This window comes from Candidatus Deferrimicrobiaceae bacterium (genome assembly GCA_036504035.1).
Classification (GTDB): domain Bacteria; phylum Desulfobacterota; class Deferrimicrobia; order Deferrimicrobiales; family Deferrimicrobiaceae; genus JANXPS01.
Genome location: DASXVV010000002.1, coordinates 1 through 19,843, shown reverse-complemented (window position 1 = coordinate 19,843; position 19,843 = coordinate 1). Strand labels below are relative to the sequence as shown.

Sequence of the window (19,843 nt, the reverse complement as noted above, 5' to 3'; positions counted from 1 at the left end):
GCCCGGGATGAAGGACGCGGGAAGAAGAAAGGGAAAGCCGGAAGGCGCGGGCCGCGGAAGCGGCCCGTTCCGTTTTCGCGAGTCGGCGGCGCCGTTGGAGACGGGCGGGGGCCGGAAGGAATGGGGCGGCCGGCTGCGCGTGGCGCTGGTCTACCCGAACCGCTATGCCGTCGCGATGGCGAACCTGGGATTCCTGACAATCCACGCCCGCATCAACCTCCGCGTCGACGCGCTGTGCGAACGGGCGTTCCTCCCCGATTCCCGCGGGGCAAGCTTCGACGCAACCCCGGACGGCGCCCCGATCCGGACGCTGGAGAGCGGCCGGCCGCTTTCCGATTTCGACATCGTCGCCTTCTCCCTGTCGTGCGAGACCGACCTGGCGAACCTCCCGTCGGTCCTGTCGGCCGGAGGCGTGACGCCGCTGCGGATCGACCGCGCGTCGACGGCCGGAGCCCGTCCGCTGGTCCTGGGGGGAGGATTCGCTGCTTCCCTCAACCCGGAGATGGCGGGGGCGATCGCCGACGCGATCGTCGTGGGCGACGGGGAACGGGCGCTGGAAGCGATCCTCGACCATGGGGCGCCAAGCGTGGAGCAGGAAAGGTACCTGAAGGCGCTGGCCGGCATCCCGGGCGTCTACGTCCCCGCGGGATATCGCCCCGAGTATGACGATGCGGTTGCCGGCGATCCGCCCGGCGGGGGGCGCCTCCGCCGGATCCATCCGCTCCCGGGGTTCCCCGAAAAGGTCGTCAGGGAAGAGGTCGACCTGGCCCGTTACCCTCAGCCGCCGGTCGTTTCGTCGCCGGAAGCGGAGATGGGAGACATGATCCTCGTCGAGACTTCACGCGGTTGCCCGGGCAAGTGCGCCTTCTGCGCTGCCTCCCATGCCTGCCCCCGGTTTCGCGAGGCGCCGGTCGACCAGGTGCGCGCCGTCGTCGATGCGGCGTGGCCGCAGCGGAAGAAAGTGGGGCTGGTCGGGGCGGCGGTGCTCGACTGGTCGCCGTTCCGTGCTTTCGCCCGCGAGATCCTGGCGCGCGGCGGCGCCGTCTCGCCCGCGTCGGTTCGCGCCGACCTCGTCGACGACGAGATCGCGGAGATCCTGCGCCGGAGCGGCCAGCGGACGGTGGCGCTGGCGCCCGAGAGCGGCGACGCCGCGCGCCGGGCGCGGATCGGCAAGAAGATCCCGGACGCCGTTTTCCTTTCCGCCGGCCGGACGCTGGCGCGGGCGGGGATTCTCTCGTTCAAGCTCTATTTCCTGGTGGGGGTACCGGGGGCGCCTGCCGACGAGGAGGTCGGGGGGACGGTCGCGTTCATGCGCGCATTCAAGGGGGCTGTGCTCGAGGAGGCGAAGGCGATCGGCCGGATGGGAACGGTGACGGCGGTGCTGTCGCCCTTCGTCCCGAAGCCGTTCACGCCGTTGCAGTGGGCGGCCATGGCGTCGGAGAAGGAACTATCGAACCGGATGGCGGCCATCGCGAAGGCGGTCCGGCCCGAGGGGAACCTGGCGGTGACGTCGGACACGGCGCGCTCGGCACTGCTCCAGGGATACCTGGGGTTATCCGACCGCAGGGTGTCGACGCTCTTGTCCCGATGCCGTCCGAACAAGGGATCGTTGCCGTCGGGGCCGCTGCCGGTGCGGATGGAGGAATTGCTGTATCGCGAAAAGGACGCGGACGAATGCTTCCCTTGGGACGCCGTGGACGGGGGGGCGCCCCGCATCACGTTGCGTTCCCGCTACGAGGCGATCAGCTCCCGGTGACGCGCACCAGCACGTTGCGCGTGCGGGGGCCGTCAAACTCGCAGAGGAAGACGCCCTGCCAGGTGCCCAGCATGAGCTGCCCCGTCTCGACGAAGATGTGCACCGAGGAACCGACGAGCGTGGCCTTGATGTGGGCGTGGGAATTGCCCTCGGCGTGCAGGTAGTTCGCCTGGACGGGCGCCAGCGCATCGAGCGCCGCGAGCAGGTCGGTGCGGACGTTGGGGTCGGCGTTCTCGTTGAGGGTGACGCCGGCGGTGGTGTGCGGGACGAAGATGCTCGCGGCGCCGGTGGTCACGCCGCTGTCCTTCAGCACTTTCCGGATCTCCCCCGTGATGTCGACCATCTGCTGCGGGTGGTCGGTGGTGAAGCTGAGCGTCTGGGTGCGCATGGGGATAATTCTCCGGTAATATAAGGTTTTCCTTTTGTAACACGACGAGATTGCCGGGGTCAAGGACGCGCGATCCCGACTATAATGGAGCACCGTGAAATCCTCCGCCTCCCTCATCCTGGCCTCCGCGTCCCCGCGCAGGCGCGAGTTGCTCCGCGCCACCGGCATCCGCTTCCGGGTGATCCCGTCGCGCGCCGCAGAGAGCGCGGCTTTTCCGGGCGAAGATCCCCGCCGCTATGTTCGCCGGGCCGCCTGGGACAAGGGGTACGAGGTGTCCGTCCGCTTTCCGGGGGCATGGGTTCTGTCGGCCGACACGATCGTGACGCTCGACGGGAAGATTCTCGGCAAGCCGTCCGACCGCCGGCAGGCGTTCCGGATGCTGTCGCTCCTGGCCGGCCGCGAGCATCGCGTCTACACCGCCGTCTGCCTGCTCCGGGCCGACCGCTCCTACCGGGCCGACGCGACGGGCGCGACGCGCGTCCGGTTCCGGGCGCTCTCCCCCGCCGAGATCGAGGGCTACCTGCGCACGGGCGAGTCCGACGACAAGGCAGGCGCCTACGCGGCACAGGGCGCCGGGACCGCGCTGATCGAGCGCGTCTCCGGGTCGTTCAGCAACGTCGTGGGGCTGCCGATGGCGAAGACGATCTCGATGCTTCAGGCGGCGCATCTGCTCGACGTCGATCCCGACGGGCCCGGATGGTACCGGTGGGCCGGGGAACGGGCTTGAGCTGCGCCCCTTCTGTTCGGGAGCGGGTCGCCGAGGTCCGCGGCCGCATCGCGCAAGCGGCCGCCCGGGCCGGGCGCCGCCCGGAAGAGGTGCTCCTGGTCGGGGTGTCCAAGCGGCAGCCGGTCGACAAGCTGCTCGAGGCGCACGCGGCGGGCGTAACCGTTTTCGGCGAGAATTACCTGCAGGAGGCCGAGGGCAAGGTCGCGGCGCTCTCCGATGCGACCTGGCACTTCATCGGCGGGCTGCAGGGCAACAAGGTCAAGAAGGCGGTCTCGCTCTTTTCCTGCATCCAGACGGTCGACTCCGCGCGGCTGGCGGCCGAGATCTCCCGGAGGGCGGCCGAGGCGGGGCGCACGATGCCGTTGCTGATCGAGGTCAACGTGGGCGGCGAGGAGAGCAAGGGAGGCGTCGATCCGGAAGGCCTCCCGGGACTCGTCGAGGCGATCGGGAAGATGCCGAACCTGGCGCTGCGGGGACTGATGGCGATTCCTCCGATGACGGGAGACGCCGAAGGGAGCCGTCCTTACTTCGCGCGGCTGCGCACGCTCCTGGCATCGGTCCGCGGCGTTGCGCCGGGGATGACGGAGCTGTCGATGGGGATGTCCGACGATTACGAGACGGCGATCGAGGAGGGGGCCACGATGGTTCGCATCGGGACTGCCCTGTTCGGCGCACGGGAGGGGTGACCATGAAGGGATTGGGATTCATCGGGGCGGGGAACATGGGCGAGGCGATGATCAAGGGCGTGATCGACGCGGGACTTCTGCCTCCCGAGAAAGTATTCGCATTCGACGTACGCGCCGAGCGCTGCGCCGATCTCCATGCCCGATTTGGCGTGACGGCGGCGGCGACGGTCGAGGGGATGCTGGCCGCGTGCGACACGGTCGTGGTCGCGGTCAAGCCGCAGGTGGTCCCTTCCGCGCTCCGGGAGCTGCCGTCCGGGGCGTCCAGGGGCATGCTCTTCATCTCGATCGCCGCGGGCGTTCCCCTGGCGACACTCATGGCCGAGCTGGGAAACGACAGTGCGGTCGTGCGGGCGATGCCGAACACGCCCGCGATGGCGGGGATGGCCGCGACGGGCATCTTCTGCAGCCCGCGTGTCTCGGCGGTCCAGAAGGAAACCGCGATGGCGCTCTTCGGCGCCTTCGGCGTGGTCGTCGAGATGCCCAAGGAAGAGCTGCTCGACGCGGTGACGGCGGTCTCGGGCTCCGGCCCGGCCTACGTGTTCATGTTCATCGAGGCGATGGCCGACGCGGGCGTGCGGGCAGGCTTGACCCGGGAAGATGCGATGAAGCTTTCGGTGGCGACCGTCGAGGGGTCGGCCCGGATGCTGCGCGAATCGGGCCAGCACCCCGGGCGTCTCAAGGACATGGTGATGTCGCCCGGCGGGACCACAGCGGCCGCGGTCGTGGCGCTCGAACAGGGCGCATTCCGGGGGCTCGTGATGACGGCCGTCGAGGCAGCCTGGAAGCGTTGCCGCGAATTGTCGAAGTAGGGGGGAAAAGATGTTCATCGCGCGAAATTTCATCACGGCGCTGGCGATGGTGCTCGACATCGCCCTGACGGGGTACATGTGGATCGTCATCGCCCGGGCCGTGCTGTCGTGGGTCAATCCTGACCCGTACAATCCGATCGTCCGGGCGATCTCCTCCGTGACCGACCCGGTGTTCCGGTTCCTGCGGCGCCGGCTGCCGCTCTTCGCCGGGACCATCGATTTCACACCGATGGTCGTGATCCTGGCGATCTATTTCCTGAAATATTTCCTGGTGGCCTCGCTGCGGGAGCTCGCCTTCCGGATGCCGTGAGCCGCCGCCCCGCAGCCCCTGCCGCCGCATCGTCGGTCGACACCGAGCAACCGTTCGTCCTCGCGGTCCGCGTCCAGCCCAGGTCGTCCAGGGAAGAGGTTTCGGGGCTGTCCGAGGGCGTGCTCAAGATCCGGCTTACGGCTCCGCCGGTCGAGGGAAAGGCCAACGAGGCGCTGATCCGCTTCCTGGCGAAGGCGCTCGGTCTCGCGAAAGGCCAACTTGAACTCGTCGCCGGCGACCACGGCCGCAACAAACTGGTCCGGATCCACGGTCTCGCCCCGGATGTCGCCTATGCCAGGCTGGGCGTCGGTCCCGCCCCTCTTCCTGGTAGCAAGCGTCGCTGAAATCAAGCCGCACGAAACGATGTCGGGAGAAAAAAGGGGGTGCCGGAGGGTCGTGTGGGGGTAATCTTCGAACCCTCCGGCGGGGGCAGGGAAACGCTGCGATTTCGCGCTGCGCATCCACTGCCGTCATACATGTGCAACCCATGTGCCAAACACTATCGATAACGTAATGGCGTGATAATGAACGGTTATCAGTAGCGCACGCCCGGCGGATTCCGCCGGGCGTGCGTGTTTACACCCAACCGATCCGACTATTCGACGCGGTGCACCCACCCGAACCGGTCGGGGAGCTCGCCATACTGGATGCCGGTGATCTCGTCGAAGAGCTGCTTGGCCATCGCGCCGATCTGCCCGCCGTTCACCGGGAACGTCTCGTCTTTGTACTTGAGCATCCCGACGGGGGAGATGACGGCCGCGGTACCCGTGCCGAACACTTCGCGCAGCGACCCGTCGGCCGCCGCATTGCGGATCTCGGAGATGCTGATGGGGCGCTCGGAGACCTTCCAGCCGTGGTCGCGTGCGATCTTCAGGACGCAATCGCGGGTGATGCCGGGGAGGATCGACCCGAGCAGCGGCGGCGTGACGAGCTCGTCCCCGACCAGGAAGAAGATGTTCATGGTCCCCACCTCCTCGATCGTCGTCTGCGTGACGGCGTCGAGCCAGAGCACCTGGTCGAATCCCTTTTCCTTGGCCTCCTTGGCCGCGAGGAGGCTTGCGGCGTAGTTGCCGCCGGTCTTGGCCTCGCCCGTGCCGCCGCGCGGCACGCGGACATACTTCTCCTCGACGAGGATGTTGACCGGCTCGAGCCCGCGCGCATAGTAGTTGCCCACCGGGCCGGCGATGATGAAGAAGAGCACCTCGCCGGCGGAGCGGACGCCCAGCCCCGCCTCGGTCGCGATCATCGCGGGCCGGATGTAGAGCGAGGTGCCGCGCGTCGAGGGGACCCAGTCGGCATCGGCCTTGAGCAGGGCGAACAGGGAGGCCAGCGCCGCTTCGACCGGCAATTCGGGCAGGCAGAGCCGGGACGCGGAACGGTTGAGCCGCTCGAAATTGGCCTCGGGGCGGAACGTCAGGAGCGCGCCGTCCTTCCCGCGATAAGCTTTGAGACCCTCGAAAATCTCCTGGCCGTAGTGGAACACCATCGCCGCCGGGTCGAGGGTGATCGGGCCGTAAGGCTCGACTCGGGCGTCATGCCATCCCCTGCCCTTGGAATATTCGATCCGGACCATGTGGTCGGTGAAGATCGCCCCGAAGCCGAGCTTGCTTTCGTCGGTCGGGCGGGGGCGACGTCGGGCGGGGGGAAGCAGATTACAGGAGATTTCCATCGGGGCGTCCTTTCATTCGTTCAGGAGATCGTTTCCGGCGAGCCGGACCCGACATTCTACCACATGGACAGGATATCGGGAGGGCAGTCATGATTCCGGGATTGTGTGGCAGGGGTGGCTTTCAGGCCCGTTCGAGCACCCGACGCACCTGCGACCGGAGCTCGGCGATGCGGTACGGTTTGGGAAGGAAGCCGACACGGTTCATCTTCTCGAACCGCCCGCCGCCCTCCTCCCGATAGCCGCTCGCGATCAGGACCCGGACGCCCGGGTCGATCCCGCGCAACGCTTTCAGCGTTTCCTCGCCGTCCATCCGCGGCATGGTAAGGTCCAGGATCACCAGGGAGATTTCACCCCGGTGCTCCCGGTAGCGCTCGAGCGCCTCGACCCCGTCGACGGCCAGGATGACGCGGAATCCGATGCCGGCGAGCATCTCGGCGCCCACATCGCGGACCATCTCCTCGTCGTCGACCAGGAGCACGACCCCGCCGGCCGTCCATCCTTCGTCGGCCGGAGGATCGGCCGACGAAGGAGACGCCGCCTCGGCGAGGGGAATGTAGACCCTGAAACGCGATCCTTTGCCCGGGCGGCTTTCGACGGCGATCCCGCCGTGGTGCGCACGGACGATCCCGAGGACCGCCGCCAGCCCGAGCCCCCGGCCCGTGAATTTCGTCGAGAAGAACGGGTCGAAGATGCGCTCCCGCATCGCGGGCTTCATGCCGCAGCCGTTGTCCGTCACCTCGATGCAGGCGTACACTCGCGCCGGAAGCCCGGCCCCCCGGGCGCCCTCGTCGATGACGCCGGGGGGAGGCGTCTCGACCCGGGTCGAGAGCGTGATCACTCCCGTCTTTCCCTCGAGCGCCTCGGATGCGTTCACGACGAGGTTCATGACGACCTGCCGCAATTGCCCCGGGTCGGCCGGCACGGAAGGAAGCCCGGGGGCGCAGTCGACACGGAGCGAAGCCTTCTTCGAGACGGACATCTCGAGCAGCGGGACCATCGACTTCACGACCAAGGCGATGTCGACCCGCTCGACCGCAAGCGGCTCCCCGCCGGTATAGGCCAGCATCTGCCGGCACAGTTCCGCGGCTTTCTGCGCCGCCTTGTCGGCATCGGACAGCCTCTGCCGCATCGCCGGAGGCAAAGGCGGCTCGCCCGACCTGACCAGGTCGATGTTGCCGAGGATGACCAAGAGCAGGTTGTTGAAGTCATGGGCGATCCCGCCGGCCAGCACGCCCAGGCTTTCGAGCTTCTGCGCGTTCTGCATCTGGATCTGGAGCCGGCGGCGCTCCGCCTCGTCCCGCTTCCGCCCGGTGATGTCCCGCAAGAAGGAGATGATCTTCCCGCCCTCCTGCGCGAGATAGCGCGTGCTGATCTCGAGGTCCACCTTCGTTCCGTCCTTCCGGCGGTGACGCGTTTCGACTCGGCTGCCCTCTGTCCGGACGATGTCGCGGATCTTGGCATCCAGTTCTCCCGGCTTGACCTCGGTCTCCAGGTCGGACAGCCGCATCGAGAGCAGCTCTTCCCGCGCGTATCCCGTCATAACGCAGAAGGCCTCGTTGACGTCGTGGATGCGTCCCTCGAGGTCGGTCACCAGGAAGCCGTCGAGCGCCGTCTGCAGGATGGTGCGCAGTGCATCCAGGGAATTCTTCCGCTCCCGGTCGACCGATTCGAGTCGTCGGGCCATGTCGTCGAAAGAGGCGGCCACTTGGCCGATCTCGGATTCGTCATGGGGAATCCCCGTCTGGGCGGCCAGCTCGCCCTGCCCGACCCGCCGCGTGGCGGCCACAAGCTGCTTCAGCCGCCGCCCGATGATCGGGCCGCCGAGGACGCATGAAGCCGCCAGCGCCCCCAGGGTGGACAGCGCCAGGAGGTACAGGCTGTTTCGCTCGTTTCGAAGGGAGGCGGTCCGGATGGAGGATTCAGGGACGGTCAGCCGGATGTAGAGATAGGGGGGCGCGTCGGGGGAGAGCCGGAGCCGCTTGAACGCGAGCAGGCGCCGGACATCGTCGCGGCCGACGCCGAAGAAGGAGCCTTCCTCATCGGGACCGGTCATCTGCCGGCGCAGTTCGGGCCGGTCGGGAGTTCCCGGGACGACCGTATTATGACGCGGGTAGCGATAGACCAGAACTCCCCGGTGGTCGCTCAGGTTGAACGTGGATCCCTCGGGCAGGTTGAGGCGGCGGCAGAAGCCCGCGAAGGCGTCGAGGTCGAGCGAGGCCACGAGCAGCCGGGTGATGCGCCCTCGGCCGTCCCCCCCTCGGACCGGGAGGCAGAAGTTGAGCGGCGGGTACCAGCCCGGGTGGCCCGGCTCGTACTCGCCTGCGGAAAAACGTCCTGTCGCGAGCGCGTCCCTGAAATATTTCCGGTCCGAAAGGGTTGCCCCCGCGTGCTTCGTAAGCCCTGCGCCGATTACGCGGCCGTCGGGGGTGGCCAGGAGGATGTCGTGCAGGAAGGGGTTCTGCTCCAGCGATTTCCGGAAGAGCCGCTCGCATGCGGCGGTGTCCCCGGCCCGGACGCACGGGACCTCCGCCAGCGTGGCCAGCAGAAGGTGTAGCCCCTGGACCTGCCCCTCGTGCTGGAAGGCAACGGCCTGGGCGAGCTGGAGCAGGCTCCCCCGGGTATTCTCGATGACGGTCCGATGGAATTTCCAGCCGTTGTAAAGGATGACGCCGAGCGCCGGCAACAGGGCGGCGATGACCAGGACGTTCAGCCGGAACAGGATGCTTTTCCGATAACCGCTCACGTCGTCCCCGGTGCCTCCCGCAAGATGCCGGCCGGACCTGTCTTATGGAATTAGATCATTCTTTGCGATATTCAGCAATCCTGGCCGGGAAATCGTTGACTCCCGTCGGGATTGTTCCCATGATGGGTGGATAAAGCCTTGGCCGTTGCCGTTGCCGTTGCCGTCGCTTTTCAAGCTGCCTTAATCGGAAGGAGGCTGGAAGGATGAGCAAACGCATCGCGTTCTGGATCTTCCTCGTCGGCACGCTCTCGTCCTCGCTCTTGTTCCTCTACCTCACCTTCGACACCCAGCGCCAGGTCGTCGCCCTGTCGCACGCCGACCGGATCGACGAGCACGTCGTCGACGGGAAGCGCGCCTTCCAGAAGTACAACTGCAACGACTGCCACACGATCCTCGGCTTCGGCGGCTACTACGCGCCCGACCTGACCCGGGTCCTGCAGCGGGTCGGGGCCGACGGCATCCGCATCCGGGTCTCCGACCCCGGGCGCGCCTTCGCCAACGGCTGGCGCAAGATGCCGAACCAGCACGTGACCGTTGCCGAGATCGATGCGCTCGTCGCCTTCTTCACCTGGGTCGGCGGGATCGAGAACGGCGACTGGCCGCCGCAAGACAGCCGGAAGCGGCTTTCCCGGGGCAGCGAGCGGTTGGTGTCCGCCGCTGGCGTCTCCCCCGGCGCGGCCGTCTTCCAGACCAAGGGGTGCATGAACTGCCACGCGCTTCATGGCGTCGGCGGCACCTTCGGCCCCGCGCTCGACGAGGTCGGTGCGCGCCGCACGCGGGAATCCATCGCAAACTACATCGGGAATCCCAAGGCGCAGAACCCGGCGGCGAAGATGCCGCCCCAGACCGGGCTGACCGACCGGGAGCGGGAAGAAGTCGCCCGTTTCCTCGCCGGGCAGAGGCAGGGGGGAGTATGACGATGGAATATCGCACCCGGAAGATCGCCTGGTGGTACTTCGCGGCCGCCCTGCCGCTCTTCGTCCTGCAGGTCGTCCTCGGGCTCTACCTCGCCTTCAACTACACGTTCACGGTTCCCCAGGCCGTCGTGGACGTCTTTCCGTTCGCCACCGCGCGGGCGTTCCACACCAACCTGCTTGTCCTCTGGATGCTGCTCGGCTTCATGGGAGGCACCTACTACATCGTCCCCGAAGAATCGCAGTCAGAGATCTGGTCCCCTTTCCTCGCCTACCTGCAGCTCGCGGCGCTGCTCGCGACCGGCGTCGTTGCGCTGGTCGGCTTCGCCTTCGGGTGGACGAAAGGGCGGCCGCTGCTCGAGATCCCCTTCCCGCTGAACCTCGTCGTGGTCGCCGGTGCGTTGATCTTCCTGTTCAACATCGGGATGACGATGATCCGGGCGGGGCGCTGGACCGTCATCCAGGGGACGCTGCTCGGCGGCCTCGTCTTCCTCGCCGGGCTCTACCTGTTCGGCATCCCCTTCTACCGGAACCTCGTTATCGACTGGTACTACTGGTGGTGGGTGATCCACCTCTGGGTCGAGGGCGCCTGGGAGCTGGTGACCGGCTCCATCATGGCGTTCATCCTGATGAAGCTGACCGGCGTCGACCGCGCGGTGGTCGAGAAGTGGCTCTACGTCGAGATCGGCCTGTTCCTCTTCACCGGGGTCGCAGGGACCGGCCATCACTATTACTGGATCGGCGCCCCGACCTACTGGCTGTGGGTCGGCGGCGTCTTCTCCGCGCTGGAGCCGCTGCCGATCGTCCTGATGCTGGTCGACACGATGCACCACGTGAAGCGGCGCCGGGCGCCGGTCGTCAACCCGCTCACCTGGACCTACGCGATCGGATGCGCCGTCTTCCATCTGGTCGGGGCGGGCGTCTGGGGCTTCCTCCACACGCTCCCGCAGATCAACTACTACACGCACGGGTCGCAGGTCACGGTCTCGCACGGCCACCTCGCCTTCTTCGGAGCCTACGCGCTGCTCAACCTGACCACCTTCTACTTCGCGATGCCCCGGTTAAAGGGGATCGAGGTCTATGACCCGCGCCGGGGAAAGGTCGCTTTCTGGCTGATGTGCATCGCCATGATGGTCATGGGGTTGACCTTCGGCGTCGCGGGCGTGCTCCAGGCCTACATCGAGCGGGTGCTCGGGCTGGGATACATGACCGCGCAGTCCTACATGCGGCTGTGGATGGGCGTCACCCTGTTCGCGGGGCTCTTTTTCTTCGCGGGCGTGGTGACCGCCGTGACCGATCTCTTGACGATCCGGCCTGTGCCGGTCCCGGCAGATCAGCCTTTGGAGGGAAAATCATGAAGCCTACGGACGAGCTGAAGGAAGAGCATCGCGGCGTCGAGGTCATGCTGCGGATCATCGACCGGCTGTGCGGCAGGATGACGGCGGGGCAGGCGGTCCCCGTGCAGCACCTCGAGCAGATCCTCGAATTCCTCAAGGTGTTCGTCGACACCTGCCATCACGGGAAGGAGGAGGAGCAGCTGTTCCCCGCGATGGAGGCGGCCGGCGTGCCCCGGGAGGGCGGGCCGATCGGGCAGATGCTGTTCGAGCACGAGCAGGGGCGGGCGTTCGTCCGGGCGATGTCCGCCGCCGCCCGGGAATATGCGGGAGGAGCAGCGAGCGGGGGCGTCGCGTTCGCCGCGCAAGCCCGGGACTACATCGGGCTGCTGACGGGCCACATCGGCAAGGAGGACAACGTGCTCTACCCGCTCGCCGACCAGCTCCTGTCACCGGAGACGCAGGCGGGGCTGTCCGCCGCCTTCGCGCGGATCGAGGAGGAGCGGGTCGGGCACGGGCGCCACGATGCCTTCCACGCGATGATGCACCGGCTGGCGGAGGAATATGCCGCCTAGCGGGGATATTTCAGGGCAACGAAGGATGTTCATGCCGCATCCAAACACGCGGGAGGGACCATAAATGCTGAAAAAATTGCTTTCGACGACCGACAATTACGCGGATACCGTCGCCCGGCTCGCGCTCGGGATCGTTTTCTTCGGACACGGCGCGCAGAAGGTGCTCGGCTGGTACGGCGGGTACGGCTTATCGGGAACCTACGGTTTCTTCACCGCCAAGATGGGGATTCCCGCTCCCTTCGCGGTTCTGGCGATCGCCGCCGAGTTCCTCGGCGCGCTGGGGCTGATCTTCGGCTGCCTGAGCCGCGTGGCGGCGTTCGGGATCTTCTGCGTCATGGCGGTCGCCGTCGCGACGGTCCACTCGCACGTCGGCTTCTTCATGAACTGGTCCTCGATCTACCCGGCGGGGACGGAAGGTTTCGAGTATCACATTCTCGCGATCGGGTTGGCCATCGTCGTCATGATCCGCGGCGCGGGCCCGCTGTCGATCGACGGGGCGCTGTCCGGGACGCGCTGAGGAAATGCGGGGATGGCCGCAGGCGAGCGTACGAGGGGTGCGTACGAGGGGTGTTGGCGTACGAGGGGTTGCGTATCCGATGTCTCTATGTAACAATTATTATCGATACTCGTACCAAAGGATGGTATGCGCAATTTCCCCAAAATAAAGATTCTCCTCCTGCTGTTGCTGACGCTCGTTTCCGCGGCCGTCGTCGCAAACCAGGCCCTGACACACACGCACTCCGGCCTGTCCTACTACGAGGACAATCGGTCGGACGACGATTATTCGCAGGAATTCGGCGGAGGCGAGTATGCCTCCGCGCCGCCGACGTCGATCGATCTGCAGTCTGAAGTCATAACGTACGATTTCCAACGGACCAATCTCGAGATCGTTCCTGTATTTTCCCCCCACCACCAGATCCTCAGAGTCTAGTTCCGCTTCCGCGCACCACCTGATGTCGCCCGTCCGGCTTTTTTGTGCCTGACGGCGGCGGACCCCATTCAAATCATTGCCTTTCGGGTTTTCTCGCGGGTTTTTACGGCGAGATCGTCGCTTGCCCATGATCAGGGCTCCGAGAGGCGAATGCGGACCTTCGCGGGATGAGGAACCAGATGCATATAGACGCCTTCGTGATTTCGCCGTACGGACGTTTCCGCTCGGCTTGTGCCGTGTTTATCGTGTCCCTGAGCCTTCTGGGGCTTTCCCCCGGGTCGGCCTCTGCGCTCGCCAAGCACAATCTCTATCCGGAAACGACCGACTGCGGCCAGTGCCACGTGATGTCTTCCTCGCTGGTCGAGGACAACACGAGCTACCTTCGCGCGGGAGCCCGATCCATCCCCACGATGAAATCTCTGAACGGCAACCGGGTTCCCAGTTCCAAGGCCGCCTTCGGTCCGAAGGGCGTCGGCTGCACGTTCTGCCACTTCAACACCGGCAGCGCTACCCGCATGAAGGATGTCCTGGAGCAGTTCAACGGCAAGATGTCCCAACACCCCGTCGACCGCACCTATACGCTCGACAATGCCGCCACCACCCGGAACGTCTCCCTGTCGGCGAATACCAATACGACCCGGTGGATGTCCAACTGGGACAACAGCTGGACCGGGCCGGCCAACCAGGTCGGCTGCATCGACTGCCACGATGTGACGAATACGACCAGCCCCGGCACGGGTCCCGGCGGGTATCCGGAGCACACCGATGCTTCCTCCGCGACCCGAACGGCCAACCCGGTCATGCTTCGGGGCGGGGCTTCCTCGTGGAACGGAGCCATCTCGCACGCGTCCAACAGCTTCTGCATCAATATCTGCCACAACGGCGTTGGCGCCGGCACGGGCGGCTACCGGATGGGGCACTACGGCTGGGGAGCATTCGACAACGCCGGATCGACCGGGCAGTTGAAGGAGCCCAGCAAAGCGCCGCTTCGCACTTCCAACTGCGTCGATTGCCACGAAACGCACTACTCGGGATCCCAGAAAAGCCTGTTCGGAGAGCTCGGCGATACCGGCCGCCTGCTGCCGTCGCAGTCCACCAACCTGGTCGCAGCCTCAAACTGCACGAATATCTGCCACAACGACAACACCTACGTCGCGGTCGGCCACGGCCGCCCCACGTCGACCTCCGGAATCGCGATGGGCGTCGTCTGCATCCAGTGCCATGATTCTTCGCTGTCGCATCGCTCCCCGACGAATCCGAAGCGCCTGTTTCGGGAAGACACAAACAAGGCGACGCTGACCGAGAATCTCGCGTCCAACGGTCTCGACGACGATTTCGACGGCGTGGTCGACAACCCCGAGGAAGCCGGCCTCAAGCGTAGCGGCGAATCGAACTGCTCCGCCGGTTCCTGCCATGCAGACCGCCATCTTCACTCGGGCTCGGGCAAGATCAACGGGACACCCGGTTCCGCGTCCTGCCTCCATTGCCACGACATGCACGGCAACGGCGTCGACAACAATATCCGGATGATCAAGTCCACGATCATGGGGAAGACCGTCCGGTACTGGTCCAAGACGGACTACCTGCGCGCCGACAACAGCGCGACGGTCGCCAGCCTCTGCGACAACCCCGGATGCCATCAGAAGCCGCTGGGCAACGTCGGCACGCCCGGGACCATCCTTCACGACGTCTCCGAGCACGTCCAGGCCAACGTCGGCCCCGGCACCGATTGCTCCGGATGCCACTCCCACTCGTCGTCCTCCGGCAGCGGCAGCTTCCTGCCGGCCTGCAACAACTGCCATGCGTACCCCGGACAGGCATACGTGGCAGGGACGCACCCGCTTTCCTCCATCCATGCCAAGCACGTCGACCCGACGACCGGCTACGGATACGTCTGCTCCGTCTGTCATTACCAGAATGCGGTCCACAACGCATCGGGCGTCTCCAGCGGCAGCGACTGGTCCACCAAGTTCGTCGGATCCAACGTGAAAGTCCGTTTCGACGGCGCGGTCAATCCGCTCAACGGGTTCGGCCCGACCTACAACGGCGTCGCGGCCGACAACGGGAGCGTGGGCGCGTCCGGCATCGGCACCGCGAGCACGCCCGGCAACGGCTCATGCCAGGGGCTCTATTGCCACGCCAACTCCGCATCGACCCGCGCCTGGTCCGGATATGCCGGCGCCCCGACATGGAACGACAACACCTCCGGCGCCTGCGGCACCTGCCACAAGGCGACATTCGCCAATCCGCCGACGTACGGCTCCCACCGGAAGCACGTCGACAACACGACGGTGGGCTACGGAATCGCTTGCAACACCTGCCACTACGCCACCACGAGCGACGGCCTCACGATCACGAACCGGGCGGTGCACGTCAACGCCGCTGCGCCGCAGAGCCTGGTCTCCTGGAACCCGAACGACAACGACGTCAAGAACGCCGGGGCTTACACCCTCGCGTCCAAGACCTGCAGCAACGTCTACTGCCACAGCACCGGCACCAAGATCAACCAGTCGGTGTACGACAACGGCGCCTACGGCTGGCCGAAGTGGACCGACAACGGGGCGATCACCTGCAACCATTGCCACGGCGACGGCACCCGCACCGACGGCACCCCGGACTACGCCAACAATTCGCCCAAGATCAACAGCCACCCGAAGCACATCGCGGCGGGCGACGGCTGCCAGATGTGCCACGCGCAGACGACCACCGACGGGTTGACGATCTCCAACCGCACGAACCACGTCAACGCTTTCTACAACGTCAACAACGACAACGCGGCGCACAGCTTCTCGTACACGGTCCCGACCTGCACCGGCATCGCCTGCCACGGAACCAACGCGGCGCAGTGGGGCGGCGCTTCCCCCCAGTGCAGCGACTGCCACCTCGGAACCGGCGACACCAACCAGTTCCAGACGGCGAACGCGACCTGGTACGCGGCGGGCGTCGCGGCTTCGATCGACAACACCGAGTGGTTCTACTCGGGCCACGGCCGCAAGACGACCAATTACGACGTGAGCGGGAACCCCCCGGCCGACTTCGGCACCAAGGCGGGCACCGGCAACCCGTGCGCGTATTGCCACGACGCGGGAGTGGCCCACCGGGTGTCGACCAACCCGTTCCGGCTGAAGGTCCAGACGGGCGTGACGGGATACACCAACGCGGGCTGGAACGCCACCTGCCTGGTTTGCCACAGCAAGACGACGACGCCTCCCGGCTACCAGCCCGCCGGCGCGGCGCTCGTGACCGGCGCCGCAACCGACCGGGTCGACACGGCGCACTACGGAGGCAAACACGCGACCGACAACACGGGCGGCGGCTCCTTCTGCTGGGACTGCCACGACGCGCACGGCAATCGCAGCAACGGCACGACCGGCAACATCTACATGATGCAGCGCAACGTCCTGCCCAAGACCGACGGGCTGTACGGCGCCCGGGGCGCCTCGGGCGAGCTGAACGCCGGCCTGGTGTTCCTCAGCGACAACATGGTCGCCGGCGGCGGCGACTGGGCCCGGACCGACTACAAGGGGCTTTGCCAGGTCTGCCACCACGGGACCGGGGCCGGTACGTCGAGCCAGGCGAAGTACTACACGCAGTCCTCCGACAATACGTCCCATAATTCGACCCTGCCCTGCCTGTCGTGCCACGCGCACGACAACAACCTGGGCGCTTCCTGCACCGGTTGCCACGGCGACGGGGGGAACAGGATCTGGCCGCAGAAGCCCGGCGTAGGACCCGCCTCGAAGGTCAGTCTCACGGCCGACTATAACTACAACGGCGATCACCTGAGCCACCTGACCCAGATCGCGACGCGTCTTGGCGGCTATAACCTGGCCGACAACACGACGTGGAGCCAGGCGCAGCAGCAAGCGATATGCCTCTACTGCCACGACTACGCTGCGGACGCCACGCACGCCACGGCGGGCCCGCGCGCCAAACTGTTCCCCGCGACGGGAAGTCGGATGCTGGGGGGCTCGGTCGACAACGGTTCCCCGGCGTTCGTGACGACCGACAACAGCTGCACGAGCGTGCAATGCCACAACCGGAAGGGCACGACGGCGACGTTCAACTGGTACACGGGTTCGGCGAAGCAGTGCTCCATGTGCCACACTCCGGGCGGCGTGCTCGACAACAATCCGCGCTCGGGCCTGCACGCGGTGACCGCCGCGGGCGTGACGAAGCACGACAACTCGCTGCCGGTGGGCCTCAACGGCCAGGGAGGCTGCCAGTCCTGCCACTGGAACACCGGCTGGCCTGCGCAGTCGCCGAACCAGACGCACATCAACGGCGTGGTCGCCGACAACCTGGCGGGCACCCTGAACCGCCCGAACCTGAGCTTCACCGACTGCACGGTGAACCGGAACCGGGTTACCTGCAGCGGCTTCGCCCCCGGCTCCGGCCTCGACAACGCGGTCGGCATCGGCTGCCACTCCGACCGGGGGGCCTGGAAGCGCTTGTGGTCGACCGAGGCCGACAACACGGCGACCGTGGTCGGTTCGCCGCGGTGCAACGTGTGCCACGGCCAGTGGAAGACGATCGCCGGCAGTGCCGGGTGGCGGGACAACACCACCCACTTCAACGTCAGCGGCAAGGACAACGATATCCGCGGCAAAGGGCACGACGGTGCGCCCGAAAGCTGTGACGTCTGCCACGTCTACGCCTCTGGATCAGCCCGGCACGATAACGCGATCCACCAGGTCAATATCAACAGCAACGGCAGCTCCTTCGCCGCCAGTGGAACCAGGGCCGGGTGTTCCGCCTGCCACGAAGGCGCGACCGGAACCGCAAACGCTCATGACTTCCCGCTGTCGGTCTTCCCTCTTGGAACCGTCTCCGGATCTGTCATTCCGATGCCGGCCTGCGATACTTGCCACGACAAGAACGCCGCTGGAACCGCCCCAAAGGTCTTCGACAAGGCAGGCGGGTACGCCACCGGCAACGGGCAACGGACAACGGCTTACGGATCCCACCTGACGCGAACCACGGGTGAGGCGCTTTCCGCCGCCACCAACTGGGTTACGCAGTGCACGTACTGCCATGCCGGCCACAGCGGGACGCCGGTCACGATTCCGTTGCCGGACAACAACTACACCGACAACAACGGCGGAGTCGGCCTGAACATGCAGGCCGTCCTCGGGATCAACTACACCATCAACGGCGGAATCCATCTGGGCGGCACCGCCACGGTGGGCACGACCGAGGCGCGCATCTGCTGGAACTGCCACTGGTCCGACGCCACGTTGTCCGCCTCCAAGACCGAGTTCGGCGTCAACAACAACTTCAATACCGGCGCCATGGTCTACGATTACGGCTCCCTGAGCACCGCCAACACCACCGACAACAACGGATGGTACGCCGCAAACGGGACCACGCCTGCCACCTGGAATGCGGTTTCGACGGCGCCTTCCTTTGCCTACAAGGCCGGTGCACTTCAGTCGATGCACTCCACGGCCATGTCTGCCGGCAAGCCCAAGGCGGCCGGTCCCGGCAACAAGACGCTGGCCGACATTCGCTGCTCCTATTGCCACGACGTCCACGACCTCAACAAGGCGACGCGCACCACGACGGGCACCAATCCCGGGACCTACAGCGACAACGTCACCGGCCAGCCCTACCTTCGCGGCACCTGGCGCGGTAACCCGTTCAAGGAAGACGGCGCGCCCACAGGGACGGCTCTGACGGCATATTCCACAACTTGGGCGCCGTTCCGGAACGTTCCCCGCGGCAGCACCGCCCAGACCGAAATGGGCGGGTACTGGATCAACCAGAACACCCCGGGCGCTGACACCACCGCGGTTGCCGGTTCCGCGGGACTCTGCGTCCTGTGCCACAACAGCGAGGTCAACACGATGAACATCTTCGGCGATCCCGCCGCTTCCTGGGTCGGCACCGGAAACGGGCACGCCAACTCGGCGATCGGCGGAACCGGCACCGCGTCGGGCAAGTCGTCCAACATCTTCAACCTCCGGGGCGGCACGGCCGGAAACACGACCAACCCCGCCATGCACTTCACCGGAGCGTCCGATCCCGGGGACGGTAGCCCCTACGGCTTCCGGGGGAATTCCGGCAGCTCTGCCAAGTTCCCCCCGACCGCAACTCCGCGTGCATTCGGCACGAATACCTGGATGGCGACCGTCGACGGAACCACGACGGACAACAAGTTTCACCAGTTCCTCTGCTCCAAGTGCCACAATCCGCATGCCTCCCGCCTGCCGCGGCTCATGATCACCAACTGCCTAGACGTCAAGCACAATACGTGGCAGACGGCTGCGGTCGGCCTTCCGACCGGGGCGCAGTTCGGCACGCTCAACAAGAATCGGCGCATCTCCAGCTGGACCTCGGCCCAGAACTGCCATCGGCTTACACAGTGGTCCGACAATGCCACGACGGGCGCCGGCTGGAACAAAGTCACTCCTTGGTAGGGGCCGACGCATTCATGGAAGCGCACACCCGATCTCGAATCGGAGGAGAATTCAAATTGACGAACCGTATAGCCTCGCTAATGCTGCTGATCCTGTTGACGGTCCTTCCCGCCGTCGGTCAGGCCAAGGTGCTTCTCGACGAAGATTTCTCGGGGCGCTCGAAAGCCGTACTGAGGGGGGGGGCCATCACCTCCCTTCCCGGAGGCGGCAAGGCCTGGAGCAGCCCGAAAGGTGGGCATGCGGTCGCATCACCGGCTTACGTCGAATACAAGGTTGCCGACCTGGTCCCTGATTCGACGAAGGGGACCATCGAGTTGTTCATCCAGCGCAATGAGGTCGAGCCGGCCGAAACGCTGTTTTCGTTCGTCGACAACAACGGCAAACGGCTTTTCAGCATGAGGATCGAGTGGTACGATCCGTTGGTCGCCGGATCGACACCCTTCCTGTCCTTTTATCGTCATCCGGATTACGGGAACCTCTGGTACTACAAGATTCCCGAAAATCTTGACAAGCAGAATGTCGGAAAGTCCTATTTCATCCCCTTGGGCAAGCAGGTCGCGAAAGGCCAGTGGGTCCATGTCG

Annotated in this window: 16 protein-coding genes; 13 read left to right on the top strand and 3 right to left on the bottom strand. The window is 66.1% G+C overall.

The window, feature by feature from the left end; translation table 11 throughout:
* The first annotated feature begins 7 nt into the window (after positions 1 to 7).
* Entirely contained in the window at positions 8 to 1,756 is a 1,749-nt protein-coding gene (locus VGK27_00085; protein ID HEY3488500.1) for a radical SAM protein, read from the top strand.
* Here the strand turns inward: VGK27_00085 and VGK27_00080 are convergent.
* Complete coding sequence (locus tag VGK27_00080; GenBank protein ID HEY3488499.1) at positions 1,743 to 2,144, bottom strand: secondary thiamine-phosphate synthase enzyme YjbQ; 402 nt, start codon at positions 2,142 to 2,144, stop codon at positions 1,743 to 1,745. The genes VGK27_00085 and VGK27_00080 overlap by 14 nt on opposite strands.
* 94 nt (positions 2,145 to 2,238) lie before the next feature.
* Here VGK27_00080 and VGK27_00075 point away from each other — a divergent pair, with 94 nt between their 5' ends.
* The 5 genes from VGK27_00075 to VGK27_00055 are packed head-to-tail and all read left to right on the top strand — an operon-like array spanning position 2,239 to position 5,020.
* Complete coding sequence (locus VGK27_00075; GenBank protein ID HEY3488498.1) at positions 2,239 to 2,871, top strand: nucleoside triphosphate pyrophosphatase; 633 nt, start codon at positions 2,239 to 2,241, stop codon at positions 2,869 to 2,871.
* Positions 2,850 to 3,557, top strand: a complete 708-nt coding sequence (locus VGK27_00070; GenBank protein ID HEY3488497.1) for a YggS family pyridoxal phosphate-dependent enzyme — start codon at positions 2,850 to 2,852, stop codon at positions 3,555 to 3,557. Before VGK27_00075 ends, VGK27_00070 begins: the two co-directional genes overlap by 22 nt.
* A 2-nt stretch (positions 3,558 to 3,559) precedes the next feature.
* Complete coding sequence (proC, locus tag VGK27_00065; protein HEY3488496.1) at positions 3,560 to 4,366, top strand: pyrroline-5-carboxylate reductase; 807 nt, start codon at positions 3,560 to 3,562, stop codon at positions 4,364 to 4,366.
* Positions 4,367 to 4,376: 10 nt separating this feature from the next.
* Positions 4,377 to 4,676: a YggT family protein gene (locus VGK27_00060; protein HEY3488495.1), complete on the top strand. Its 300-nt coding sequence runs from the start codon at positions 4,377 to 4,379 to the stop codon at positions 4,674 to 4,676.
* Complete coding sequence (locus VGK27_00055; GenBank protein HEY3488494.1) at positions 4,673 to 5,020, top strand: DUF167 domain-containing protein; 348 nt, start codon at positions 4,673 to 4,675, stop codon at positions 5,018 to 5,020. The genes VGK27_00060 and VGK27_00055 overlap by 4 nt, the downstream gene beginning before the upstream one ends.
* A 251-nt stretch (positions 5,021 to 5,271) precedes the next feature.
* Here the strand turns inward: VGK27_00055 and VGK27_00050 are convergent, their stop codons facing one another.
* Positions 5,272 to 6,345, bottom strand: a complete 1,074-nt coding sequence (locus tag VGK27_00050; protein ID HEY3488493.1) for a branched-chain amino acid aminotransferase — start codon at positions 6,343 to 6,345, stop codon at positions 5,272 to 5,274.
* Between the two features lie 121 nt (positions 6,346 to 6,466).
* Positions 6,467 to 9,088 carry an ATP-binding protein gene (locus VGK27_00045; GenBank protein HEY3488492.1) on the bottom strand — a complete coding sequence of 874 codons (2,622 nt, stop codon included), beginning with the start codon at positions 9,086 to 9,088 and terminating at the stop codon, positions 6,467 to 6,469.
* Between the two features lie 203 nt (positions 9,089 to 9,291).
* Between VGK27_00045 and VGK27_00040 the strand changes: the two genes are divergently transcribed.
* The 7 genes from VGK27_00040 to VGK27_00010 form a co-directional block, all read left to right on the top strand.
* Positions 9,292 to 10,005 (top strand): cytochrome c, encoded by a 714-nt coding sequence (locus tag VGK27_00040; GenBank protein ID HEY3488491.1) that lies wholly within the window; start codon positions 9,292 to 9,294, stop codon positions 10,003 to 10,005.
* 2 nt (positions 10,006 to 10,007) lie between these two features.
* Positions 10,008 to 11,360: a cbb3-type cytochrome c oxidase subunit I gene (locus tag VGK27_00035; protein HEY3488490.1), complete on the top strand. Its 1,353-nt coding sequence runs from the start codon at positions 10,008 to 10,010 to the stop codon at positions 11,358 to 11,360.
* The gene (locus tag VGK27_00030; protein HEY3488489.1) at positions 11,357 to 11,911 is read left to right on the top strand and encodes a hemerythrin domain-containing protein; all 555 of its coding nucleotides are present in this window, start codon (positions 11,357 to 11,359) and stop codon (positions 11,909 to 11,911) included. The genes VGK27_00035 and VGK27_00030 overlap by 4 nt, the downstream gene beginning before the upstream one ends.
* A gap of 64 nt (positions 11,912 to 11,975) precedes the next feature.
* Positions 11,976 to 12,428: a DoxX family protein gene (locus VGK27_00025; protein ID HEY3488488.1), complete on the top strand. Its 453-nt coding sequence runs from the start codon at positions 11,976 to 11,978 to the stop codon at positions 12,426 to 12,428.
* 126 nt (positions 12,429 to 12,554) lie between these two features.
* The gene (locus tag VGK27_00020) at positions 12,555 to 12,842 is read left to right on the top strand and encodes a hypothetical protein (protein HEY3488487.1); all 288 of its coding nucleotides are present in this window, start codon (positions 12,555 to 12,557) and stop codon (positions 12,840 to 12,842) included.
* A 179-nt stretch (positions 12,843 to 13,021) separates the two neighbouring features.
* Positions 13,022 to 19,261, top strand: a complete 6,240-nt coding sequence (locus VGK27_00015) for a CxxxxCH/CxxCH domain-containing protein (protein ID HEY3488486.1) — start codon at positions 13,022 to 13,024, stop codon at positions 19,259 to 19,261.
* A 56-nt stretch (positions 19,262 to 19,317) separates the two neighbouring features.
* Positions 19,318 to 19,843: hypothetical protein (locus VGK27_00010; GenBank protein ID HEY3488485.1), on the top strand; the 526-nt coding region annotated here is incomplete at its 3' end.